The 18,077-nt window shown below is 37.6% G+C and carries 23 protein-coding genes and 2 riboswitches; of the genes, 3 read left to right on the top strand and 20 right to left on the bottom strand.

Annotated features, from left to right (window positions below; translation table 11 throughout):
- Positions 1 to 240: 240 nt before the first annotated feature.
- The 9 genes from AC6CHJ_RS05980 to AC6CHJ_RS05940 all read right to left on the bottom strand — a co-directional run bounded on the left by AC6CHJ_RS05980 (position 241) and on the right by AC6CHJ_RS05940 (position 5,518).
- The gene (locus AC6CHJ_RS05980) at positions 241 to 642 is read right to left on the bottom strand and encodes an Asp23/Gls24 family envelope stress response protein (protein ID WP_147193616.1); all 402 of its coding nucleotides are present in this window, start codon (positions 640 to 642) and stop codon (positions 241 to 243) included.
- Positions 643 to 662: 20 nt separating this feature from the next.
- A complete protein-coding gene (accC, locus tag AC6CHJ_RS05975; protein ID WP_066786659.1) occupies positions 663 to 2,021 on the bottom strand; it encodes an acetyl-CoA carboxylase biotin carboxylase subunit in 1,359 nt (452 codons plus the stop codon).
- Positions 2,022 to 2,036: 15 nt separating this feature from the next.
- Positions 2,037 to 2,537 carry an acetyl-CoA carboxylase biotin carboxyl carrier protein gene (gene accB, locus AC6CHJ_RS05970; RefSeq protein WP_147193617.1) on the bottom strand — a complete coding sequence of 167 codons (501 nt, stop codon included), beginning with the start codon at positions 2,535 to 2,537 and terminating at the stop codon, positions 2,037 to 2,039.
- 253 nt (positions 2,538 to 2,790) lie between these two features.
- On the bottom strand, positions 2,791 to 3,336 hold the full coding sequence (locus tag AC6CHJ_RS05965) for a SpoIIIAH-like family protein (protein ID WP_066786653.1): 546 nt from the start codon (positions 3,334 to 3,336) through the stop codon (positions 2,791 to 2,793).
- Entirely contained in the window at positions 3,333 to 3,584 is a 252-nt protein-coding gene (locus AC6CHJ_RS05960) for a SpoIIIAG-related protein (protein ID WP_490722673.1), read from the bottom strand. The genes AC6CHJ_RS05965 and AC6CHJ_RS05960 overlap by 4 nt, the downstream gene beginning before the upstream one ends.
- Positions 3,585 to 3,844: 260 nt before the next feature.
- The gene (locus tag AC6CHJ_RS05955) at positions 3,845 to 3,988 is read right to left on the bottom strand and encodes a hypothetical protein (protein ID WP_158512567.1); all 144 of its coding nucleotides are present in this window, start codon (positions 3,986 to 3,988) and stop codon (positions 3,845 to 3,847) included.
- On the bottom strand, positions 3,988 to 4,881 hold the full coding sequence (locus AC6CHJ_RS05950; RefSeq protein ID WP_184117496.1) for a stage III sporulation protein AE: 894 nt from the start codon (positions 4,879 to 4,881) through the stop codon (positions 3,988 to 3,990). Before AC6CHJ_RS05950 ends, AC6CHJ_RS05955 begins: the two co-directional genes overlap by 1 nt.
- A 32-nt stretch (positions 4,882 to 4,913) precedes the next feature.
- Positions 4,914 to 5,288 carry a hypothetical protein gene (locus AC6CHJ_RS05945; RefSeq protein ID WP_066786645.1) on the bottom strand — a complete coding sequence of 125 codons (375 nt, stop codon included), beginning with the start codon at positions 5,286 to 5,288 and terminating at the stop codon, positions 4,914 to 4,916.
- Positions 5,288 to 5,518, bottom strand: a complete 231-nt coding sequence (locus tag AC6CHJ_RS05940; RefSeq protein ID WP_066786641.1) for a SpoIIIAC/SpoIIIAD family protein — start codon at positions 5,516 to 5,518, stop codon at positions 5,288 to 5,290. Before AC6CHJ_RS05940 ends, AC6CHJ_RS05945 begins: the two co-directional genes overlap by 1 nt.
- Positions 5,519 to 6,078: 560 nt before the next feature.
- Between AC6CHJ_RS05940 and AC6CHJ_RS05935 the strand changes: the two genes are divergently transcribed.
- A complete protein-coding gene (locus AC6CHJ_RS05935; protein ID WP_147193619.1) occupies positions 6,079 to 6,288 on the top strand; it encodes a hypothetical protein in 210 nt (69 codons plus the stop codon).
- A gap of 417 nt (positions 6,289 to 6,705) precedes the next feature.
- Here AC6CHJ_RS05935 and efp read toward each other — a convergent pair whose 3' ends face one another.
- The 4 genes from efp to AC6CHJ_RS05915 are packed head-to-tail and all read right to left on the bottom strand — an operon-like array spanning position 6,706 to position 9,273.
- Complete coding sequence (gene efp / locus AC6CHJ_RS05930) at positions 6,706 to 7,263, bottom strand: elongation factor P (protein ID WP_066786635.1); 558 nt, start codon at positions 7,261 to 7,263, stop codon at positions 6,706 to 6,708.
- A gap of 24 nt (positions 7,264 to 7,287) precedes the next feature.
- Positions 7,288 to 8,349, bottom strand: a complete 1,062-nt coding sequence (locus AC6CHJ_RS05925) for a M24 family metallopeptidase (RefSeq protein WP_498287660.1) — start codon at positions 8,347 to 8,349, stop codon at positions 7,288 to 7,290.
- A 13-nt stretch (positions 8,350 to 8,362) separates the two neighbouring features.
- Positions 8,363 to 8,791 (bottom strand): type II 3-dehydroquinate dehydratase, encoded by a 429-nt coding sequence (aroQ, locus tag AC6CHJ_RS05920; protein ID WP_147193621.1) that lies wholly within the window; start codon positions 8,789 to 8,791, stop codon positions 8,363 to 8,365.
- Positions 8,792 to 8,835: 44 nt separating this feature from the next.
- The gene (locus AC6CHJ_RS05915; protein ID WP_147193622.1) at positions 8,836 to 9,273 is read right to left on the bottom strand and encodes a hypothetical protein; all 438 of its coding nucleotides are present in this window, start codon (positions 9,271 to 9,273) and stop codon (positions 8,836 to 8,838) included.
- A gap of 183 nt (positions 9,274 to 9,456) precedes the next feature.
- Between AC6CHJ_RS05915 and AC6CHJ_RS05910 the strand changes: the two genes are divergently transcribed.
- Positions 9,457 to 10,347: a DUF1385 domain-containing protein gene (locus AC6CHJ_RS05910; RefSeq protein WP_498288513.1), complete on the top strand. Its 891-nt coding sequence runs from the start codon at positions 9,457 to 9,459 to the stop codon at positions 10,345 to 10,347.
- 22 nt (positions 10,348 to 10,369) lie between these two features.
- Here AC6CHJ_RS05910 and AC6CHJ_RS05905 read toward each other — a convergent pair whose 3' ends face one another.
- Complete coding sequence (locus AC6CHJ_RS05905) at positions 10,370 to 10,729, bottom strand: hypothetical protein (protein ID WP_147193623.1); 360 nt, start codon at positions 10,727 to 10,729, stop codon at positions 10,370 to 10,372.
- A gap of 30 nt (positions 10,730 to 10,759) precedes the next feature.
- Positions 10,760 to 11,593: a lipoate--protein ligase family protein gene (locus tag AC6CHJ_RS05900; protein ID WP_147193625.1), complete on the bottom strand. Its 834-nt coding sequence runs from the start codon at positions 11,591 to 11,593 to the stop codon at positions 10,760 to 10,762.
- Positions 11,594 to 11,697: 104 nt separating this feature from the next.
- On the opposite strand from AC6CHJ_RS05900, the gene AC6CHJ_RS05895 reads away from it, so the two are divergent.
- Complete coding sequence (locus AC6CHJ_RS05895) at positions 11,698 to 12,078, top strand: rhodanese-like domain-containing protein (protein ID WP_066786621.1); 381 nt, start codon at positions 11,698 to 11,700, stop codon at positions 12,076 to 12,078.
- A 390-nt stretch (positions 12,079 to 12,468) separates the two neighbouring features.
- Here AC6CHJ_RS05895 and AC6CHJ_RS05890 read toward each other — a convergent pair whose 3' ends face one another.
- From AC6CHJ_RS05890 to AC6CHJ_RS05870, 5 genes are all read right to left on the bottom strand, one after another.
- Positions 12,469 to 12,828 (bottom strand): hypothetical protein, encoded by a 360-nt coding sequence (locus tag AC6CHJ_RS05890; protein WP_498287656.1) that lies wholly within the window; start codon positions 12,826 to 12,828, stop codon positions 12,469 to 12,471.
- A gap of 334 nt (positions 12,829 to 13,162) precedes the next feature.
- Positions 13,163 to 14,641: an aminomethyl-transferring glycine dehydrogenase subunit GcvPB gene (gcvPB, locus tag AC6CHJ_RS05885; protein WP_147193629.1), complete on the bottom strand. Its 1,479-nt coding sequence runs from the start codon at positions 14,639 to 14,641 to the stop codon at positions 13,163 to 13,165.
- Positions 14,634 to 15,983, bottom strand: a complete 1,350-nt coding sequence (gcvPA, locus tag AC6CHJ_RS05880; RefSeq protein WP_498287654.1) for an aminomethyl-transferring glycine dehydrogenase subunit GcvPA — start codon at positions 15,981 to 15,983, stop codon at positions 14,634 to 14,636. Before gcvPA ends, gcvPB begins: the two co-directional genes overlap by 8 nt.
- Positions 15,984 to 16,003: 20 nt before the next feature.
- Positions 16,004 to 17,116 carry a glycine cleavage system aminomethyltransferase GcvT gene (gcvT, locus tag AC6CHJ_RS05875; protein WP_147193633.1) on the bottom strand — a complete coding sequence of 371 codons (1,113 nt, stop codon included), beginning with the start codon at positions 17,114 to 17,116 and terminating at the stop codon, positions 16,004 to 16,006.
- A gap of 44 nt (positions 17,117 to 17,160) precedes the next feature.
- Positions 17,161 to 17,234, bottom strand: a riboswitch (glycine riboswitch).
- Between the two features lie 3 nt (positions 17,235 to 17,237).
- Positions 17,238 to 17,330: riboswitch (glycine riboswitch) on the bottom strand.
- Positions 17,331 to 17,414: 84 nt separating this feature from the next.
- The gene (locus AC6CHJ_RS05870; protein WP_147193635.1) at positions 17,415 to 17,978 is read right to left on the bottom strand and encodes a shikimate kinase; all 564 of its coding nucleotides are present in this window, start codon (positions 17,976 to 17,978) and stop codon (positions 17,415 to 17,417) included.
- Positions 17,979 to 18,077: the final 99 nt, after the last annotated feature.

The raw sequence follows: 18,077 nt of genomic DNA, 5'->3' as shown, positions 1-18,077 counted from the left end.
CTACTACATCTGACCATTTTAATAATTGTCATTATGTGAAGTGTTTCATTTATTTACAATAGATTTATTTTATCACAAAACACCTATAGAAGCATGGATTCTTGCATGTTTTGAAAAATTCGACAATGGGACTGAAATACTGTAAAAAAAAGGGCTCTTAAAAGCATAAAGATACCTTTAAGAACCCTTCTAAGAATGGTGTGAGTTCTCCACCACCAGAAGCTTCTGTATGACTTTTATTTAGTTTTTCATATCACTTTGATCAAATAAGATTCCTGTAATATGTACATTCACTTCTTTTGTTTGATGAGAGGTCATATTTACGATGGCTTCGCGAATATGTGATTGCACTTGTTTTGCAACCTTAGCAACTGATACACCATATTGGACAAAGCAATAAACATCGACGACTAAGCCTTCTTCTGTCCATTCAGTCTTAATGCCTTTGCCATGCACTTTTTTGCCGAACTTCTCTACAACACCTGTCGCAAAGTTGCCTCTTGTTTTTGAAATACCATCCACTTCAGTAGTCGCAATACCCGCAATCACTTCAATGACTTCAGGTGCTACCTCAATACGGCCAAGAGACGTCTTGTCAGCGGGTGTTTCTTGCGGTACTGAATGTACAATTTCGTCAGCCATTTAGCTTGCCCCTTTCTTTCTTATGAATTCATGACATCATTTTCTTCAAGGAATTTCGTGTTGAATTTACCTGATTTGAATACTTCATGATCCATTAATTTTTCGTGGAATGGAATAGTTGTATGAATTCCAGGACCCTCCACAATGAACTCCCCAAGTGCACGTTTCATCTTTTCGATCGCTTCTTCACGAGTATCGGCATGAACAATCAATTTTGCTACCATTGAATCATAGTATGGTGGGATCGCATAGCCTGGATACATAGCAGAATCAATACGTACGCCAATACCACCTGGCGCTAGGTAATTTTCCACTCTGCCTGGAGAAGGCATGAAGTTTTTTGATGGGTTTTCTGCATTAATGCGGCACTCAATTGACCAACCATTTACCACAATATCTTCTTGTTGGTATGTTAATTTTTCGCCAGAGGCAATTTTTAATTGCTCACGTACAAGGTCAACCCCAGTAATTTCCTCAGTAACAGGATGTTCAACCTGGATGCGCGTATTCATCTCCATAAAGTAGAATCGATCTGCCTTATAGTCATAGATAAATTCAACTGTACCTGCTCCGCGATAACCACAAGCCTTCGCTGCTTTTACGGCTGCTTCGCCCATTTCAGTGCGTCTTTCTTCAGACAATGCAGGTGAAGGCGCTTCTTCAACAAGCTTTTGCATTCGACGTTGCACAGTGCAATCACGCTCACCTAGATGAATCGTATGACCATATTCATCTGCAAGCACTTGGATTTCACAATGGCGGAAATCTTCAATGAACTTTTCTAAATAGACGCCTGGATTACCGAAAGCAGCTTGTGCTTCTTTTTGGGTGATTTGAACGCCTTTAATCAAAGATTCTTCATCGCGTGCCACACGGATACCCTTACCTCCACCGCCGGCAGTTGCTTTAATAATAACAGGATAGCCAATTTCTTGTGCTACAGCTACTGCTTCATGTTCATCAGCAACAAGTCCTTTAGAACCTGGTACTGTCGGCACGCCAGCAGCAATCATAGTATCTTTAGCAATATCTTTAATTCCCATAATATTTATAGCCTGTGATGTTGGGCCGATAAACGTAATACCTGCATCTTCACATGCTTCGGCAAAACTCGCATTTTCAGCAAGAAAACCATAGCCTGGGTGGATACCATCGCAGCCTGATTTCTCTGCTACTGTTAAGATACGGTCAATCTTTAAATAACTATCGCTTGAAAACTTAGAGCCGATGCAATAAGCTTCATCTGCCAACTGTACATGCAGCGCTTCACTATCTGCTTCTGAGTAAACTGCTACAGAGGCAATACCTAATTCTTTGCATGCACGGATAATGCGAACTGCGATTTCTCCACGATTGGCAATTAATACTTTTTTCAACATAGAGCATAGCCTCCCTTAGTTTTCTTTTACTAGGAATAAAGGCTGGCCATATTCCACTAATTCACCGTCAGTCACTAGGATTTCGACGATTTCACCTTTAACTTCTGCTTCAATTTCATTGAATAACTTCATCGCTTCTACGATACAAACAATGGATTCTTCTCCAATTTTGTCTCCTACTTGAACAAAAGGTTTTGCATCTGGACTTGGCGCCTGATAGAATGTTCCGACCATAGGTGAAACTATTTTATGCAATGATTCAGTTGAAGCGGTTTCAACTGTTTTCGCTTCTTGTTTTTCTACAGCTGGAGCTGCTTTAGCTACAGGCGCTTCAACAGCTGGTGCAGCTTGCACTGTTTCAATTGGTTTTGGTGCTTCGGGAGTATGATTTGAGATAACAATCCCGCTATTTTTTTTGAGTTTGACTTTTACTTCGTCAGCCTCATACACGAATTCTTCAATTGAAGAAGCATCTACTAATTTAATAATCTCGCGTATTTCTTGAATTTTCAACATATGTTACTCCCCTTATATTGTGATATAGTACAAGTTTTATTTTATCGTGTTTGGTAATATTTTTAAACAGTTATTTGGGAATATAGATATCTTCAACATTTTGGGCATAATTCCTCCTTTTCCTTGAAGATAATTCAAAACACTTATTAGAGCTGTATTTATAATCTACATTCATCCATCTAAAGGATAAATTACACACAAAAAAGACGGAAAAACAACTAGATTGTTTCCCCATCTTCAGAAGACGTTTTATTTAGTTAATTGTTTCGGATTGGAAATCTACTACTACTTTTCCTTCATTAAACTCTTTTTTCACCATATAAACAATCTCATTCGCTTTTTCTTTTGATAATTCATTTGCCTGTACTGTTACACGAATTTGATCGTCTTCAGCCCGAACAAATGCGTCTGAGTATCCCAATGTGCGAATCAACATTTCAAGCATCGCTTCATTTGATTCATTTTTTGTAATCGCATCAATTTCATCGAAATATTTGTTCTTTTCATCTGCGCTGTATTGAGAAGAAGCAACTTTTTGAGTTAGTGTTTCTTTCAATTGACTGCGCTCGTTTTGCAGCTCCATACGCATCTCTTCAAATAAGTGGCTTTCTGTAGTAACAGGAGTTGTTTTGCTTGTCTTACTTGCAAGTTCGCTAATCTTAGTATCTTTCAATGAATTATCACTGAAAATAGCAAGTCCGTTAAATGGCGTTACTGGATTAGATAAATAATAGACCGAAATGACTGCTGCCAAACTTAATAATGTTAAAAACCATACTGCTTTCTTTTTTACTCTCATGGGGTATCCTCCTTTTTTTCCATTGAACGTACGACAATACGATGAGTTGGTATTTCAAGTACACTTGATAAGACTGCTACAAGATCATTTTTTACTGTTAAAGAATCAGCTCCTTCAGCTACGACTAACACGCCGGTTACTTTCTGTTTACTCTCTCCATTTGTTTGCTGCCAGTTAAAATATTGTCCAAGGGATGACTCTTCCTTTTTAGGCTGGTCGTTTGTCTGGCCATAGTAAAAATAAATCATCACCTTACCAACACCTTCAATGGAACTAAGAATAGAAGTGAGATCCTGGGTCCCTGTTTGTTCGCTGCCAGCATTCGATGGATCTTTGTTGGTGTGATTCGTAAGCGAGAATATTCCGCTTACTAGAAGTATTGCGACTAAAATTCCTGCGGCAAGAAACGGTTTTTTAAAATTTGCTGCTTTTCCAAGGACATCTCCTCCTTCAAAACATTAACGACTAACACAATCTATGAATCTTATTTCAGCAATATGCAAAAGTGTTACAAAAAGTATTGAATACTATATAAAGCAAGCACCATTTTTAATAACAGTGTCGCCTCCTCTTCCACATCTTTAGGAAGAATAAGAAGCAGGATTTTTCCGATGAGGCAATACACTAGCAAATTAAATAAAAAACTTGCCACTATGCCCCCCCCTTTCCCATCTGCATCTGAACCATAAGCACGACCATCATAATCGTGAAGAAATAGGCAAATGCAATAAGGAATGACACAGCACATAGAATGAAAAGTGTTTTGCTTACATCTTCGATTAATCCATTCACCTTACTGTCTGTGAACGGTTCTAAAACAGCAGCTAGAAAACGATAGCAAAAACCGAGTATTAAAATATTGAGTGTCGGAAGAATCGTTACACTCCAAACGCTTACAAGTAAACCAGTACTCGTAGTAATTAAAGCTGTCGACGAGTATTTTTTAAAAGTATTGAGAGATTCTGTGACAAGGGAACCGATGATAGGAATATTTTGTTGCAAGAGCCTTTTAACCGGCTCAGCTATTTCTCCTGAAAATGTACCAACCAAAACTCCATTTGTAGCAAGTAACATGGTATAAATTAGGACAGATACGGATACTACGCTCAAAACCGACATTCGCAAAAAATCTGACATTTTGGCAAACGAGAGCTCAGGAAGCATTCGCGTAATAAAATCGAAAACAAATGTGGCGATTAACATAGGGATTAAATATTTTGTAACGACCACTAAAATAGTCTGCAGGAAAATAAGGAAAACAGGACTAATGGAAAGCACTGAAAATATCCCTGAGCCAAGAAGCAAAGAGGATGTTAAAAGTGGCGACAGAACAAGATAAACATCCATTAGCTGTTCTGTTATATGTTGCATTTGTGTAAAAGCCTTAAAAACAGGTCGAATTGTTACCATGATCACTACTATTAAGAAAAAAAACCTTGTCCACTCTTTCATTGTTGGAAGCAGCCAATTAATACATAAAAACAGGATAGCGTAAAGAAAAAATGAACGTAGTGCGAAGAATTGTTCTTTAAATGGTTCGATCAAAAACGCAGCCACTTGTTCGATTATTACACCCCCTACGGTGCTACTAACTTTTCCCATTGTTTCAAAAATGATGCTAATTCATCGAGCCAAAGCGTGACAATCCAGATTTTTATAGCAAGATGACTTATAAAGGCAATGCTTTCATAATCGTTTTCATCTAATATGTGCGATACAATAAGTGAACAAAGGTAAAGCAAGGAACTACCTAATATAAGCGGCATATATGGCAAATCAAATAAAAAAAAGGTCTTTAATTTTTGCCAAAAAGGTAATACAACTCGCATCATCAAAAAACTTAATAGAATAAAAAATAAGACAACTGCAAAGAATTGATGCATTGTCGGTATTACTATTCGTATACCAATAAGGAAGAGGAACGTCATTAAAACATAGAATAAGAATTCCATTATGACGTCATCAGCCATTGGAAGAAGGTAATAATCTCATCAAAAAAGAGACGCAAAAATCGAAGCAACTCGATTGTGATATATAAATAGGCAATAAAATTAAGAAAGAAAGAAAATTCTTTTTTACCTGTTTGTTCAAAGAAGATGTGTAAAAGTCCCAGGACCAGTCCAATACCAGCTATTCTAAGCAAATCTTGAAGTTCCGAAGTCGCCCCTCCTCTCTTTACAATTTATGAGAGGGAAAAGAATTTATGCAGGGAAATTATGAAGAAATCTTGATAGATCTCACAAATAAAGCACTTAAGATAAGTGCACGAAGGATTTGTATTGGGATTTTTCTTATATATGTTTGAATTTCTTGACAGTCGAGAACTTTTAAATTAAATAAATTTTTGAATCATAGACTTTCTTTTAGTAATTAAATTGTTAATATATTGATTGATATTAAACGAGTAAAAATAAAAACTTCCTTCTTCGAAACTCGTAACCGTTCTTTCAAATTTCATTCCATTTCTTCGTAAGAGTTTATAGAGGCTTTATTGGCAGTTTGTGTTTCAGCAATTACTGTTGAAAGTTTTAACAGCATAGGTAATTAGCAGCTGAACCACTTCGCATACATTGAATTAGAATAGTGGTTAAGATAGGGGGCTTATTTCTTCTAGTACATAAAGACTTTATAATCATCAGAAAATACCAGCAATATGCTAGGGAGTATGTTATATTGATACGGAATTAATAATATTTAAGTAAGAACACAGTGTATAATTACATCTAAAAATGAGGGTTGACTTTGCTTGTTTTTACACTTTTTCTTCTATTCTTTTTATCTGTATTGTTAATCGGTTTAATTTTCTCGATAATTTTCTTGGTATCGTTTATTAAAGAGATGATTGAAAACAAAAGAAATGGTCTACCAATTTGGAATGATCGAATGAAAATTGTAGTATTAGTAGCTATCGTTCTAATCGTCTGCACTTTTTTCTATGAAGTGTATCATTAAAGTTTTGCATATTTAAAGACCACTTATGTGGTCTTTTTATTATTCTTTTTCGAAATCAATTAAGTCATTTATATCTTCTATTGCACAAAACACTTCATATCATTGCTTTTTTCCTTATTTGGTTCAGTTCCTATCGCTAACCATTTAAGTGGTTCTTTTCAAACTCAAATTTTCCTTATCTCCTTTTTTAAATAGGTAGCGTAGCATCCTTTGAAGGGATACCTCTGCCAAAGCCATATTCACTGTTATAAATAGGATCTGTATATGAATTACAAAATTTAAAGTACCAGTTAAGTTAGCTGAAGCAACACGAATATATCCTGTTTTAACTTGCTCAACAAGTTGAATAAGTTGAAAAGGAATAGTAAAATTCTCACAAAAAAAGCCATGCAGTTATGCATAGCTTTAATTTATAGATTAAGCACGAGAAACATAAGAACCATCAGATGTATTGATGATTAGTTTGTCACCTTCGTTTACAAAGAATGGTACGTTTACAACTAGGCCTGTTTCCATTGTTGCTGGTTTTGATCCGCCTGTTGCAGTATCACCTTTAATTCCAGGATCCGTTGCAGATACTTCTAGTTCAACTGTGTTAGGTAGTTCAACGCCTAGCACTTCACCTTCATACATCATGATATGAACTTCCATGTTTTCTAGAAGGTATTTTAATTCTTCTTCTAATTGGCTTGCAGTCAATTCGATTTGCTCATATGATTCCATATCCATGAATGCATAAGCGTCGCCTGATGCGTATAGATATTGCATTTTGCGTGTATCGATTTGTGCTTTTTCCACTTTTTCGCCTGCACGGAATGTTTTTTCTGCTACGTTGCCATTACGTAAGTTACGTAATTTGGAACGTACAAAAGCTGCACCCTTACCTGGTTTTACGTGTTGGAATTCGATAACACGGAATAGGTTCCCGTCTACTAAGATCGTTAACCCTGTTTTAAAATCATTTACTGAAATCATTTCTGTATATCCTCCAATAATAAATTATAAGATGATTAATTCTTTTGGTGCATGTGTCAATTTTTCATTGCCAGTTTCAGTAATTAGCGTATCATCTTCTATACGCACGCCACCAACTCCTGGCAAATAGATACCCGGTTCACATGTGACAACCATGCCAGGCTCTAATGTGATATTGGATCTAAACGATAATCCAGGACCCTCATGTACCTCTAAACCAATTCCATGACCTGTAGAATGGCCAAAAGCATCACCATAGCCATGTTCCTTAATATAATCGCGGCATATTGCATCCGCTTCCTTACCTGTCATACCTGGTTTGAATTTTTCAAGTCCGAGAAGCTCTGCTTCCAAAACAATTTGGTAGATTTCCTTTAACTGTTCAGAAGGTTCGCCCACAGCGACTGTGCGTGTCATGTCAGAAATATAACCATTATATAAAGCGCCATAGTCTAAAGTGACGAAATCACCTTTTTCAATTATTTTATCAGTTGCAACGCCATGTGGCAATGCAGAACGTACTCCTGAAGCGACAATGGTATCAAATGAAGAAGAAGTTGCACCAAGTTTACGCATATAGAATTCAAGCTCATTTGAAACCTCAAGCTCTGTTTTGCCTGGTTTGATAAATTGAATGATATGTTCAAACGTTTCATCTGCAATTTGGCAAGCTGCTTTAATTGTCTTTAATTCATCTTCTGTCTTAACGAGACGAATTTTTTCGATCAAATCTGTAACGCCGACTAAGTCAGCTGGAATAACCTTAGAATACGCTTCATACATGCTATAGCTAACTACATCTTTCTCAAAACCAAGCGATTTAATGCCTAATTCTTTCACGATTGCAGCAATTTCTTCAATGATTGTCCCCTTGTGTTCAACAATGCGATAGCCTGTAATTTGTTTAGATGCTTGTTCTGTGTAACGGAAGTCAGTGATAAACACTGCCTCTTTTTGTGATACTACCGCCACACCAGAAGTACCTGTAAAACCTGTCATATAACGTAAATTATAATTATTGGTAATAAGCAAACCATCTAAATTTTGCGAATTTAACGCTTTCACTAATCTCTCTACTCTTTCCATTATAATCCCCCTTTTATCCCTCTAAAAACATTCGAAGAGCTGCGCTATATCCAAATGTGCCAAGCCCTGTAATTTGCCCTACACATACAGGCGCTAAGTAAGAATGATGCCTAAATTCTTCTCTTTTATGTACATTTGAAATATGAACCTCAATAACAGGCACCGAAACACCAGCAATTGCATCCCTTAGTGCGATGCTCGTGTGGGTGTAAGCGCCAGGATTGAAGATAATGCCATCTACACCTGTATCTTCAGCTTCATAAATCCAATCAATCAACTGGCCTTCAACGTTTGATTGCTTGCAATCAATTGAAGAGTTGAACTCAGCTGCTAGGACTTTTAATTGGGACTCAAGGTCTTTTAATGTTGTATGCCCATAAACAGCTGGCTCTCTCTTGCCAAGTCGATTAAGATTAGGACCATTCAAGCATAAATAATTCATTGTTAGCCCTCCTCCTGCACTGATAGCCTTATTTTAGCATAATCCTAGACAGATTGGGGCAGTTTATTTCGAGATTCTAAATTTCTCATTTTCGCATGATATGTGGCTGTTTCAAATATCCAGAGCAAATGAAGTCCAATAACAACAGCAAGCGGAATTGAAAAGTGACGAATGTAGAAGGTATGTTGAACAGACCATTCAATGAGCCATACAATCACAATCGCAAGGAAAATAGCTACAATATCCATGCGTACTTTTTTCAATAATTCAGCAATCGCAAATAATACAGCCGCAATAATTACAACAAATATCCAGAGAATAAACCATTTGACAAGACCATGTGAATCGCTAAAAATATGCCACTTTTTTGCCCAACCTATCGGCGAAAGTTTCATAAAGGAAAACCAATCTAATATCTTTAAACTAAGTATAAATGTAAGCGAACTGAATAAAACAGTCCACAGGTAAACGTTAATTCTCATCTAAAAACCCTCCTTCCCCCTGAGGATAGACAAAAAATAAATATAATATGCTTTCTCTAGTGCAATGTTGATTTTTTTAGTACAATAAAAACAGTTTTTATCTTGTGAGAAAGCGCGGTGTCGTATGTGAAAGGTCAACAAAATCTCCCTGTATACGGTGGACAAGCCTTAGTGGAAGGTGTCATGATGGGCAGCAAAAAGCATACCGTATCAGCTATTCGCCGCAATGATGGGTCTATCGACTATTATTATGTCGAGCGAAAATACAATCCTACACTTCAAAAACTTAAAAAAATTCCCTTATTAAGAGGTATTATCGCCTTAATTGAGTCGGCTGCAAATGGATCAGAGCATTTACAGTTCGCCAGTGAACGCTTTAATGTCAATCCAGGTGAAGAAATAGAAGAAGAGAAAGAATCAAAATCAAAACTCGAGATGTGGCTTGGTGTAGCTGCAATCGGTATCCTATCATTTATTTTTGGCAAATTTATTTTTACGCTAATCCCTGTCTTTTTGGCCCAATTATTCCATTCTTGGCTGCCAGGAAAAACAGCTCAAATTTTATTGGAAAGTGGATTTAAACTAGTACTATTAGTCAGCTATATCTACCTAGTCTCACTGACACCTATGGTTAAGCGTGTGTTTCAATATCATGGCTCGGAGCACAAGGTAATCAATTGTTTTGAAAACGGCCTGCCGCTTACTGTAGAAAATGTACAAGCACAGTCTCGGCTTCATTATCGATGTGGTAGTAGCTTTATGTTGTTTACTGTACTTGTTGGAATGTTAATCTATTTTTTAGTTCCAACAGATCCATTTTGGCTTCGCATCCTAGACCGTATCCTATTAATCCCAGTTGTTCTAGGTGTTGCTTTTGAGGTACTGCAAGCAACCAATGCCTGTAGGGACATTCCTATCCTACGCTTCCTAGGCTATCCTGGCCTTTGGCTGCAATTGTTGACAACAAAAGAACCTCATGATGATCAAGTAGAAGTAGCGATTGCTTCTTTTAACAAACTATTAGACATTGAGAAAGATCCTGCAAATATACCAGCAGCTGATAAAGCTGTCTAATAAATAAAAAATGCAAAGGCTACTATTGAGCCTTTGCATTTTTTGTTTCTTTTCTTTTTCGAACCATCCAAATACCGAAGTAACCGATTAACCATGCTATCAAATAGTACAGTGAAAGGCCCCATGCGAAGTAATGAAAAAAAGATAGCATGATAATCCCAAAAGAAATGTACGAAATAAGCAATGCTATTAAAGGATTAATGTGGTTGATAGCACACGCTATTCCTTGAATTAGGAAAGCAAATGGGAAGATTAAATATAATCCAAAGATAAAGAACGATTTATTGACATCTCCTTCACCGAACAATCCTAAAAACGACAATACTGATAACGTAAGGATTGTAAAGGCCGGGAACATCAAGCCGGCGAGTTTGTTATTCATCTTTTCACCTCTAGCATTGCTTTCTTTTTATTATTTTCTAAAATTCCATTCATCCGATTCATAACGTGTTTTCGCCAGATTTTCGACAAAGGATTGCTGTTCCTCTGTCAATTCATAAGGGACCAACTCAATATCAAGCGCCTCTTGAAAACCTTTATAGAAAGCTTCAATGCAATCTTCCACATCAACTGTACGGTTTGCCAATTGATTGATTGCCACTGCTTTTTGAGGCAAATGCTTTTGCATGCGTTCTCTGTCTCTGTCTGAAGAAAAGTTGAAGAGTGAAATTAACTTCTCTTCATCCATATCAATTAAGATGGCGCCATGCTGCAATATTACACCTTCTTGTCTTGTTTGCGCACTGCCAGCAACTTTTTTGCCTTCTACTACAAGCTCATACCAGCTTGGTGCATCAAAACAAACTGCACTTTTTGGCTTTTTCAGTAAGTCACGCTTTTCTTCTGTATCAGGAATTGAAAAATAAGCTTCCAACCCAAGGTTTTGGAACCCTTTCAATAACCCTTCACTAATAACACGATAGGCTTCTGTTACCGTCTTTGGCATCTCTGGGTAATCCTCTGTCACGATTACACTATAAGTGAGTTCATGTTCATGCAAGACAGCTCGTCCCCCTGTGGGGCGTCTGACAAAGCCTAAGTCTAGTTTATGTATTTGCTCAAAATCGATATCCTGCTTTGCACGTTGAAAATACCCAATGGAAAGTGTCGCAGGGTTCCACTCATAAAAACGGATGACCGGAGGAATCAACCCTTCACTATGCCAATGCAGAAGCGCTTCATCCATCGCCATGTTATAAGCAGGACTGCAAGGTCCTGAATTAATAAAATACCACTTCGTTTTCATGTATACCATCCCTTCTTCACAACTATTTATTTTAACAAACCCATTGGACTATCGCTAGTTCTTCTTTTATAATATGTATGATAGATAGAAAGGGGTAAGATTTTGTGAGCTGGTTATATACTATACTAATTATTGTAGGTGTAATTGTTATTTATACACTAATCAATGCACTTCGCTTAAAAAAAGCAGTCACTTCTTTAAATGAAGAAGAATTCAAAAAAGGTTATCGCAAAGCGCAATTAATTGATGTTCGCGAATTGAAAGAGTTCGAGGGCGGTCATATTTTAGGCGCACGTAACCTGCCATCTACGCAACTACGCAATCGTTATCGCGAATTAAGAACCGACCAGCCTGTTTATCTTTATTGTCAAAGTGGTACTCGCAGTTCAAGAGCCGCATTATTTTTAAAGAAAAAGGGCTATGACCAACTCTATCAATTAGAAGGCGGTTATAAAAAATGGAACGGCAAAATTAAAGTTAAATAACCAACAATTATACAAGTTGCATATGGTATTTTATTCTAGTGTGAGTGCCTTCTTACTAGCTATTATGCTAGTAAGAAGGGGTTGTATCTGACTCATTCTTTGGGAACAAAGTTGGATATTACTCACACTGATACCAATAAGAGCGTATAAAGAAGAGAATCTTCTTTATACGCTCTTTTTATGCAGCAAGAAAAGCATTGAGAGCAAAGATTCCTGATATCCCTAAAAGAACGAAAAATATAATGAGTTAAGTCCTTTAGGAAAATAGAAAAAAACCTAAGGATTCATCTTCATAGTCTTCTCAAAAAAAGTCTATGAAAAATGGATAACTGAATTCTGTTCTGATTTGAACAATTGCTTTAATTGGTTGGCCTTCATTTCTTTTAGAGTTCAATTTTTAGGCTTTGTATCCCCTTCAAACCATACCTTATCTTTTTTAATTTGCTTATTATAGTGATCTGCAAAGTATATTTCAAAACCAATTTTCTTTGTATCTTCGCAAGGTATTGGAATTACTTTGTCTTTATTGTAATAATCATATAGATCTTTTTCACTTAAATCACTTTCAAGTACAATATATGACGCAACTGTTGGAAACCCTCCACTTCCAGAAGGTTCGCCTCCAAATAACACACCATAAGCAAAATCTTTCTCAATTACCTTAGTTTCATCCGGAAGTGGATATTCATAATGCTTAGAAGCAAATGACTTCGCATATAAATATTCTTGACCAAACAATACATATAACAAGGAACCACTTAAAAGGATTAAAATTGAAACTATCGCTATCTTTTTCTTTATTTAAAGCCTCTCCTGAAAGCACTTTACAATCCAGTTAATCTTAAAGTGAGTGATCATGAGATGGACCAGATTGGTAAAAGCTCCATATTTAATTAAATCAACAAGCTAATCAAAATTCAACAAATACCGCGATCATTGAATAAGTGCTTTATGTTAATTCAGATGACGAAGTTAAAAGTAGAAAGGGCTCTACATATTAGTTATTTCTAATATGTAGAACCCTTTAATTAGTCTATCTATATAAGATTAGGCCTTAATAAAAATCTCACAATGCACTTTCTTATTATACTTCTACTAAATCTGTCTTTTTCACATATTTCAATACTGGGTGACGGGCCGCACGTGTTTCGTCTAGACGGCTAATAACAGTAGTATGCGGAGCTTCTTGAACGACTTCAGGTGTTTCTTCCGCTTCTTTCGCTATTTGAATCATGGCATCACAGAATGCATCTAATGTTTCTTTTGATTCTGTTTCAGTTGGTTCAATCATTAACGCTTCTTCCACATTTAATGGGAAGTATGTTGTTGGTGGATGGTAGCCAAAGTCTAACAGCCTTTTGGCAATATCCAACGTACGGACACCCAACTTTTTCTGACGGCTGCCACTTAGAACAAATTCATGCTTGCAGTGGCGATTGAACGGCAATTCATAATAAGATTCTAATCTGCGCATCATGTAATTGGCATTGATTACTGCATTTTCAGTCACCGCTTTCAAGCCATCAGGGCCCATAGTACGAATATAGGTATAAGCTCGTACGTTGATACCGAAGTTACCGTAATATGGTTTTACACGACCGATTGATTTTGGACGGTTATAATCAAATGTATAGCCTTCCTCTGTTTTGATTAATACAGGTTTTGGCAAGTAAGGCATTAATTCTTTCTTAACGCCAACCGGGCCAGAGCCAGGTCCGCCGCCACCATGAGGTCCTGTAAATGTTTTATGCAGGTTCAAGTGAACACAGTCAAATCCCATGTCTCCTGGTCGAACTTTTGACATAATGGCGTTTAAATTCGCACCATCATAGTATAGCTTGCCGCCAACACCATGGATGATCTCAGCAATCTCTAGAATATCTTCTTCAAATAAACCAAGTGTATTTGGATTAGTCAACATTAAAGCAGCCGTATCTTTCCCTACAACTTCGCGCAAATGTTCTAAATCGACTAAACCATTTTCGTCAGAACGAACAGTTACTGTATCAAAACCAGCTACAGATACAGAAGCAGGATTCGTACCGTGCGCCGAGTCAGGAACGATTACTTTTGTACGTTCATGTTCCCCGTTCGCTTCATGGAAAGCGCGAATCATCATAAGTGCTGTCCATTCTCCGTGTGCACCAGCTGCAGGCTGTAATGTCACTTCATCCATGCCTGTGATTTCAACTAAATGTTGTTGTAGATCATACATAAGTTCAAGAGCACCCTGCACTGTTTTTTCGGCTTGCAGTGGGTGAATATGTGCAAAGCCTGGGAAACGTGCAACAGTTTCATTGATTTTTGGATTATATTTCATCGTACATGAACCAAGTGGATAGAACCCAGAATCAACACCATGGTTTCTGCGTGAAAGTGCAGTATAATGACGCATAATATCTAATTCCGATAGCTCAGGGAGCTCAGCTTCTTCTTTTCTAATCAAGTTTTCTGGCAATAAACTTGAAAGTTCCATATCAGGTACATCCAACTCAGGCAGGCTGTAACCTACACGACCCTCTTTCGACAATTCAAATACAAGCGGTTGGTTTTCCTTATGCATGTTGTAATGCCCCCATTTCTTGGACAAGTGTATCAATTTCTTCTTTTGTCCGTTGTTCAGTGACTGCGATTAATACATGGTTAGCAAGTGCTTCTGAAACCTTGCCAAGGTCAAAGCCACCGATCATTCCCTTTGTAAACAGGTGATCGTTTAATTCCTCGACAGATCCTTCCACTTTAACAACGATTTCATTGAAATGCGGCCCTTTGAAAGGTACTTCAAAACCTGCTTTTTCAAATGCTTCTTTAGCATGATGTGTCTTCAAGATATTGTGCTTCGCCATTTCTTGAACACCTTTTTTTCCTAGAGCAGTCATGGCAACAGAAGCTGCTAACGCATTCAACGCTTGGTTAGAACAGATATTTGAAGTTGCCTTTTCGCGACGAATATGTTGTTCACGCGCTTGTAGAGTTAGAACGTAACCACGGATACCATCTTCATCGATCGTTTCTCCTACTAGTCTTCCTGGTACTTTACGCATCAGCTTTGTTGTTGTTGCAAAGTAGCCACAGTGTGGTCCTCCAAAACTTTCCGGTATACCAAACGGTTGTGCATCACCAACTACAACGTCTGCACCCAGTTTTCCTGGAGGCGTCAATATGCCTAGCGCTAATGGATTACTACTTACAACAGAAAGTCCTTTAACTGCATGGATTGCCTCTGACATCGTCGCTAGATCCTCGATTTGGCCAAAGAAGTTTGGATATTGCACCATGATGGCTGCTGTATCTCCATCTACTAAGTTGTTCAATGCATCCATATCTGTTTTACCGTCTTTAAGCGGTACTGTCACCACTTCAATAGACTGACCGTATGCATATGTTTTTACTACATCTATTGTAATAGGGTGAACGGCTTCAGAGATTAATAGTTTTTTACGGCGTGTATGCGCACATGCAAGCATACCTGCTTCTGCCATTGCTGTTCCACCATCATACATAGACGAGTTAGCCAAATCCATACCTGTTAATTCTGCTATCATTGTTTGGAACTCGAAGATAGCTTGCAATTCCCCTTGTGAAATTTCAGGTTGGTATGGTGTATAGGCTGCGTAAAACTCTGAACGGGAAATAACATGGTCAACAATAACTGGCTTATAATGGTCATAGACGCCTGCACCTAGGAAGGTTGCATATTCATCATGATTCGCATTTTGTCTTGCAAGGCCAGCTAATTCTTTCAATAGTGCCGTTTCAGCTTTAGCAGGTTTAATATTGTATTCACCTTTAAAACGGACTTTTTCTGGAATGTCTGCAAACAGCTCGTCAACTGTTGAAACACCAATCGTATCAAGCATTTCTCGTTGATCTTGCTCTGTCATAGGTAGATACCGATGTAACATATCTCATAAGCCTCTTTTCGTTATTTTTTTAATCTTTTATAAAATGGAGTTGCAACTGTCTTCGCTTTTACGCGTTTATTGCGAATTTCAACTTCCACCTCTTGGTCCAATTCAGCGTATTCACTTTTAATAAGCGCTAGCCCAATATTTCTTTTCGTCAAAGGCTGTTGTGTACCAGTAGTAACTTCGCCAACTTCTAAATCCCCGACAAACACTTTATATCCGTGACGCGGAATGCCTTTGTCGATCATTTCAATACCAACTAATTTTCTAGGAACACCATTAGCTTTTTGATCAGCTAAAACAGATTTCCCTATAAAATCGCTATCTTTATTGATTTTCACAACGAAGTTAATACCTGTTTCAAGCGGAGAAATCGTATTAGACAACTCTTGACCATATAGCGGTAGGCAAGCTTCAAAACGCAATGTGTCACGTGAACCTAATCCACATGGCAAAACGCCTTTTTCTTTCCCAGCTTCTAAAATCTTATCCCATAATTCTACAATCGCGTCATTTGCTCCATAAATCTCAAATCCATCTTCCCCTGTGTAACCTGTGCGAGAGACTAATGTATCAAATCCAGCTACTTCCACATGTTGTTTGAGGTGGAATGGTTTGATAGTCGACAAATCAACATCTGTTAATTGTTGCAATACTTCTTCTGCTAGTGGTCCTTGAAGTGCCAGTTGGCCAATTTCGTCTGATTGATTAGTAATTTTTACATCTCCAGACTCATGCTTCAAAAGCCATTCGTAGTCTTTTTCGATATTTGCTGCATTGACAACAAGTAAATAATTGTTCTCTGCCAATCTATAAATCAATAAATCATCTACTACTCCACCATTTTCATAGCACATCGTCGTATATTGCGTACCGTCTATTGCAATTTTTGAAACATCGTTTGTCATAAGCTTTTGTAAATACGCTAAACTTTCTGAACCTTCAACGAAAATTTCGCCCATATGCGACACATCAAAAAGCCCTGCTTTTGTTCGAACTGCTTCATGTTCTTCCTTTATAGAAGAAAACTGCACCGGCAAGTTCCATCCACCAAAATCAATTGTTTTACCACCGTACTTTGCATAAGATTCAAATAATGGCGTGTGTTTTAAAGTCGTTTCCAATGTCATCCCCCTTATCCATAAAAAAGACAGAGAAACCCCTATAAAGGTTTCTCTGTCCTGTTCACCTGAAAGTTTAACCATAAAGGCTGGCCTCTTTGGTGGCTAAAATTAGCTCTCTCCAGAGTTGCGTCCCGTACGAGTCTTTTTGCCTGAGAGATTCATAGATACCTACTTGCTCCTTCGGCGACACTAAAAACATGTTCTCTCCCCGCACAATCATCCGCTTTTTATATTGGTACTCTTCCAATGTTGTATAACACAATTGCTTGAATATATCCTACCATTGAATAATCAATTCTGGCAATCATTTTCTAAAGATTGTTTGAGGAGAACTCCACGCTTTCTCCACACCAATGTGATCGCCTTTTAATCGGTTAATTTGGAACGCGGCATAGTCCACAATCTGTCTTAAAGACCTACCTTCAGTTCGTACCGTTATATGTGCAGCATTTAGGTAATATTTTCGCCTTTTTAAATAAAGCTCTTCTAATTCTTCTTTTGTCGACTTTTGTACGATGGGCCTATTTTTATCTCGATGTACTCTTTTCCAGATATCAGAAAAAGCTGCGTCCAAAAATAAAACCAATCCTGTTTGCCGCATGATTTTTCGATTTTCCTCACTGATAGAAACTCCGCCACCTGTTGCAATTATACAAAATTCATCACGAAATTCTTTCAGGAATTGCGTTTCTTTTTGGCGAAAATAGACTTCACCCTTTTGTTCAAATATTTCCGGAATAGTTAACCCTTCTCGCCTAATAATCTCCTTGTCCATATCATAGTAAGGCATTCGTAGAAAATAACTAAGTCTTCTGCCAATCGCACTTTTCCCGCTACCCATAAATCCGACAAGATATACTTTTTTCATTTTTTCACCTTCTTCGACTAGCGAATGCCCTATACCAAAAGTTCACTTTTAATTATAGTAGCATGAACACTTGTCGATTCCAATCACCTTTATTTTTTG

The organism is Rummeliibacillus sp. GQ308, assembly GCF_059759115.1.
The sequence above is the reverse complement of the archived record's forward strand: the minus strand, read 5'-3'. Positions and strand labels throughout refer to the sequence as shown.

What these genes read in the sequence shown, in the direction of transcription:
- AC6CHJ_RS05980 (WP_147193616.1), bottom strand. Translation starts at nt 642, where the DNA reads ATGGCTGACGAAATTGTACATTCAGTACCGCAAGAAACACCCGCTGAC.
- accC (WP_066786659.1), bottom strand. Translation starts at nt 2,021, where the DNA reads ATGTTGAAAAAAGTATTAATTGCCAATCGTGGAGAAATCGCAGTTCGC.
- accB (WP_147193617.1), bottom strand. Translation starts at nt 2,537, where the DNA reads ATGTTGAAAATTCAAGAAATACGCGAGATTATTAAATTAGTAGATGCT.
- AC6CHJ_RS05965 (WP_066786653.1), bottom strand. Translation starts at nt 3,336, where the DNA reads ATGAGAGTAAAAAAGAAAGCAGTATGGTTTTTAACATTATTAAGTTTG.
- AC6CHJ_RS05960 (WP_490722673.1), bottom strand. Translation starts at nt 3,584, where the DNA reads ATGATTTATTTTTACTATGGCCAGACAAACGACCAGCCTAAAAAGGAA.
- AC6CHJ_RS05945 (WP_066786645.1), bottom strand. Translation starts at nt 5,288, where the DNA reads ATGGAATTCTTATTCTATGTTTTAATGACGTTCCTCTTCCTTATTGGT.
- efp (WP_066786635.1), bottom strand. Translation starts at nt 7,263, where the DNA reads ATGATTTCAGTAAATGATTTTAAAACAGGGTTAACGATCTTAGTAGAC.
- AC6CHJ_RS05925 (WP_498287660.1), bottom strand. Translation starts at nt 8,349, where the DNA reads ATGGAAAGAGTAGAGAGATTAGTGAAAGCGTTAAATTCGCAAAATTTA.
- aroQ (WP_147193621.1), bottom strand. Translation starts at nt 8,791, where the DNA reads ATGAATTATTTATGCTTGAATGGTCCTAATCTTAATCGACTTGGCAAG.
- AC6CHJ_RS05915 (WP_147193622.1), bottom strand. Translation starts at nt 9,273, where the DNA reads ATGAGAATTAACGTTTACCTGTGGACTGTTTTATTCAGTTCGCTTACA.
- AC6CHJ_RS05910 (WP_498288513.1), top strand. Translation starts at nt 9,457, where the DNA reads ATGATGGGCAGCAAAAAGCATACCGTATCAGCTATTCGCCGCAATGAT.
- AC6CHJ_RS05905 (WP_147193623.1), bottom strand. Translation starts at nt 10,729, where the DNA reads ATGAATAACAAACTCGCCGGCTTGATGTTCCCGGCCTTTACAATCCTT.
- AC6CHJ_RS05900 (WP_147193625.1), bottom strand. Translation starts at nt 11,593, where the DNA reads ATGAAAACGAAGTGGTATTTTATTAATTCAGGACCTTGCAGTCCTGCT.
- gcvPB (WP_147193629.1), bottom strand. Translation starts at nt 14,641, where the DNA reads ATGCATAAGGAAAACCAACCGCTTGTATTTGAATTGTCGAAAGAGGGT.
- gcvPA (WP_498287654.1), bottom strand. Translation starts at nt 15,983, where the DNA reads ATGTTACATCGGTATCTACCTATGACAGAGCAAGATCAACGAGAAATG.
- gcvT (WP_147193633.1), bottom strand. Translation starts at nt 17,116, where the DNA reads ATGACATTGGAAACGACTTTAAAACACACGCCATTATTTGAATCTTAT.
- AC6CHJ_RS05870 (WP_147193635.1), bottom strand. Translation starts at nt 17,978, where the DNA reads ATGAAAAAAGTATATCTTGTCGGATTTATGGGTAGCGGGAAAAGTGCG.